The sequence below is a fragment of the Anaerotignum sp. genome (genome assembly GCF_030625865.1).
Classification (GTDB): domain Bacteria; phylum Bacillota; class Clostridia; order Lachnospirales; family Anaerotignaceae; genus Chakrabartyella.
On the sequence record NZ_DAOUQB010000080.1, the window covers coordinates 1 to 4141 of the forward strand.

At 33.6% G+C, this 4141-nt stretch carries 4 protein-coding genes and 1 pseudogene; 2 read left to right on the top strand and 3 right to left on the bottom strand.

The annotated features are described in order from the left end of the window. Positions 1-59: 59 nt before the first annotated feature. Both P9Q65_RS13140 and P9Q65_RS13145 read left to right on the top strand, forming a co-directional pair. Positions 60-665: pseudogene (locus P9Q65_RS13140) on the top strand (transposase); the annotation flags it as partial. Between the two features lie 234 nt (positions 666-899). Further along, complete coding sequence (locus P9Q65_RS13145; RefSeq protein ID WP_304509974.1) at positions 900-1124, top strand: helix-turn-helix domain-containing protein; 225 nt, start codon at positions 900-902, stop codon at positions 1122-1124. A 345-nt stretch (positions 1125-1469) separates the two neighbouring features. Here the strand turns inward: P9Q65_RS13145 and P9Q65_RS13150 are convergent, their stop codons facing one another. The 3 genes from P9Q65_RS13150 to P9Q65_RS13160 all read right to left on the bottom strand — a co-directional run. Continuing rightward, the gene (locus P9Q65_RS13150) at positions 1470-1931 is read right to left on the bottom strand and encodes a ferritin-like domain-containing protein (RefSeq protein ID WP_304509968.1); all 462 of its coding nucleotides are present in this window, start codon (positions 1929-1931) and stop codon (positions 1470-1472) included. A 253-nt stretch (positions 1932-2184) separates the two neighbouring features. Next, positions 2185-2406, bottom strand: a complete 222-nt coding sequence (locus tag P9Q65_RS13155; protein WP_304509970.1) for a hypothetical protein — start codon at positions 2404-2406, stop codon at positions 2185-2187. A gap of 614 nt (positions 2407-3020) precedes the next feature. Then, positions 3021-4141 (bottom strand): DUF6119 family protein (locus P9Q65_RS13160; RefSeq protein ID WP_304509972.1); only part of this gene is annotated, 1121 nt, incomplete at its 5' end.

The following is a 4141-nucleotide window of genomic DNA, read 5'->3' on the forward strand; positions in this document are numbered from 1 at the left end:
TGAAGAATTAAATTCATAAAATCAGCGTAACTTTGTGTCTACTTTTTATTGACAGCTCCAACCATTATCAGAAATGGTGTAAACGTAAGAAGTACAACTTCAGCAAAGCTAAAGCTGAAGAAATCTACGGAGCAGCAAAGGAGCTTGTTCCTGTACTTCCAAAAGATGATTTAACAAAGCTAATACTGGGGCAGGCTGTAGAACAATTAAATACTGCTTCTAAGACCGTAGAGGAACTTCGTACCCTAATGAATGAAACCGCAGCCAAACTACCCGAATATCCTGTTGTTATGGAAATGAAAGGTGTTGGTTCATCTCTCGGTCCACAGCTCATGGCTGAAATCGGAGATGTTACACGATTTACCCATAAAAGAGCCATCACCGCTTTTGCTGGTGTTGATCCCGGTGTAAATGAATCTGGAACCTATGAGCAAAAAAGTGTTCCCACCACCAAACGAGGTTCTGCTGTCTTAAGAAAAACCTTGTTTCAAGTCATGGACTGTCTTGTCAAAACCAAGCCTATGGATGACCCTGTATATGCATTTATAGATAAGAAACGCTCTCAGGGTAAACCTTACTATGTTTACATGACCGCTGGTGCTAATAAGTTCCTGCGCATCTATTACGGAAAAGTGAAGGAATATCTTTTATCCCTTCCAGAATAATCATAACCACACCCTTTCAGACCAGCGGATAACGGTGGTCTGTTTTTCATATCTAAAAATCAATATAAATTTAATCCAGAAAATCATCAATTTCCTATTGACTTTTTATTTGCAGGCTGTGTTTGATAGATTTTATCACACAGAAAAGATTACAAAATAGGACATATGTCTACATCTTAATAATATTTGGAGGTATTATGAAGAAATCTATTATATCCACTGAAAAACCGCTTAATAGGATATATTGGGGAATATATGTGTAAAACTACAGAAATTACTGAGTTTCCCTTTTCATACAAAGAACTTGCAGAAATGCTTGGAGTAAGTTACAGGCATTTAACCAGATCAATTAATGAATTAGAAGGACAAGGACTGATTAAAAAGAGCGGAAATAAAATTGAAGTTTTAAATGTAAAAGAATTAAAAAATTTTGAATTTGATTTTTTCCCCATAAAATAGTTTAATCACTGCAAGGAAAAACTTTTTTATGGTGGGAGTGCGGACGATTTCTTGGATTAGCTGCTTAAGCTGTCCAAGAAGTCGTCCGCCCCCCTCACATTTTTTCAAGATATCTTACCCTTTACCCATTGCTTTTTGATATTATTTCACCCAAAAAATCCACTAGAATTGGATTTAGAAAACCACCTGTAATAATGTGAAGTTGTCAAGTCAATATAGACATCTAAAAACCACCTTAAGGAAAGCCTTGTTCAGTTCTATATTGAAGGTGGTCATATTCCTTGTCTACTTTCATTTTACAACTTCATAATAATGCAGGTGGTTTCATTTATATTATATCTTGATTTAGGATGCCATACCATTGGCAACTCTATATTTATATATCATATCGGCATGATCTTGTTCCTCAACCTGAATATCTGCTAACGCTTTGCGAATATCAGAATTTTCAAAAGCAAATACTCCTGAATTATATCCCAATGAAACTAATTTCTCTGTTCCAATACTATCAGCAGCTAAGAAATTATCGTACTTTTTATCCTCACTAGAATCTAAAGAGCCATATGTTGCCACTGGTTTATAATTTTTAGCCTTACTTTCATTTAAATTGCTATTTGGAACTGTACCAGATAAAATCTTGCCTAGTGTCTGATAATGCTTCTCTTCATCTTTTTTGATGGTGAGGAATAACTGCTTTAGAACAGCATCTTTTGCATCATCAGCAAATTTTTCATATTTCTGGATACAAATTTCTTCTTGCATCTGTAACTTTTTAATTTCTTCTTGTTCTTTTTGGGTTAAAATCATTTAGTCTCACTCCATTGGATTATTTTTATTTTTCTTATATATATCTATCTTTTGAAAAAATATTTTAAATATACTTACAAAACATAAAAATCACAAACAATTCATTTCCAAAATAAAAACAAAGTAAAAAAGTAAAACAGATGCCCCCTAGTAATTGAATTGGTGTTTCTTTAAATCCTAACCATTTGAGAAAGTATAAAAAACACCTTTAAAAGGTGTTTTTTATACCCATGGCTCTCTTTAATTAAGCAATTTAATCCTCATGTTCACTCGGTTTTTCAAGTGTTTTGATGCGTGTTTCCAATTCTTCTATTTTCGTTTCCAAATATATAAATTGATTAATTAAAATAGAAATAACCAAAGCAATAAGCATAAGTAAAGCCCAAAGGTTTTCAAAAATCAATCCTCCTACAAAGAAAAAAATTACATAGCATACAATAAGACTCATCACAAATGTCTGAAAAAAACTTTTCATTTTCAACTCTCCCAACTGTAGTTTATAGTATAGCACAATTATACATATTTTCCCATTATAATTTCCGGCACCCATAAAAATTGTCCCTTTCTTTGAAGAAAATATAGAACAACGTTAAAACTAAAAATCGTTCGACGTTACTTAAAAGGAAACCTCAGATTTACAATCTTGGCACGAAAGTATCATGTTGACCTTGGTAACATTTTGATGAATGGAATATATAAGAAAAATTTGCGGGGCACCATTAGGGCACCATTCACACATTTAGTAGGAAAACTAGGCATCAGAAAACGGCAAAGGAAAACCCGCACAGACGTATACCTGTGCGGGTTTATGGCGGAAGCGGTGGGATTCGAACCCACGTGCCCTTGCGGACAACTTGATTTCGAGGGGCGTGAAACAGCAAAAGCCCCTTATATCTCCGCACAATTTCTTGCAACATGCTATCTGAAAAGCCTGTAAATATGGGTTTTTTTCATTTCATGCCATTTGTGTCCACAACTTCTTACAACACTATTTTTCACGTCCGGGCACCATTTGGGCACCACGGGCACTACAAATTAGTGCTTTAGAAACAATACGCAACCACCATGGAAGGAAGTCTCAAACTGCTTTCAGTGAATGCCCATCGGAACATAAGCATACCCTTTATCTAAAAGTTTTTTGTTTGCTTCAATGGTTAGATACTTTGCATATACTGATTTTGAATCATGTTTATATCCATTTAAAAATCCAGCTATAAAACATATTTTTTTACTATTGAATAATTGGACAAAGTCCTGTTCACTGGCTTGGGGAAGTTTTTTAGTATTGTGAAGTTTACATATTTTAGCATAATACTTTTCAAGAAAATCTGAACCGTTTATTGAACGATTTTTTTGTAAATATTCAGCAGCAGTCAATATTTGATTGAGCAAATCTCTTGCACCTATTCCATCAAACTTTCCTTTATTATGCATTAAATAAAGAGTTGTGTCATCCCAAAAAATTGCGTCTGCAATCTCAACATTTTCGTGCAATGCAGTGTGCGATACAATAATATTTTTCTCTGATTCTAGAGCTTTATTATATTTTTCCTCATTAGCTGCCCTCTTTTCGAGTTTGTATTTATTCTTCAAGTCTAATGAGTTTCTATGTTTTGAATTATATAATTCAGTATATTCTTGGTCAAGAAGATCGCTATAAATCTCATCAAAGACATACCAATCACCGTTAATTAGGTAGCAAGGTTGTTTTGTTGCTCCGTACTCAATGAATCCTTGCAAAGTATTTATTATGCTTTGTGGATACAATTCTTTATTTCCATGGCGGTCTTGAGTTTCGATCTGCCAAGTTTTCAACAGGCGATTCATCAAGCTATGAGATATTCGTACGTTTTGACAAGCCAATTCGTGAAAAATATCACTTATTGTGATAGGAGTTTCCTTATCGATAAAAATATCTCCATCATCTTTAATAATGCGGTATCTATCAACATTTAAAATATAATTTTCAAAATCGTCACCAACCAAAACAAAACTATCATAAATTTGGTTTTTAAAATTTGCTACGAGTTGATTAACCAATTCGACTTTTTTAATTCCTTTTTTCTTTGCAAGAACTAAGTAGTTTAATGCAAAGTTGTCGTTCTGTTTTTCTAATGCATTTAACTTTGTTAATATCTTCGTTAAATTGCTAAGGGATAACGACCGTCGGATTACAAGAGAATCTTTATTGACTAAATTAATTTTTTTCT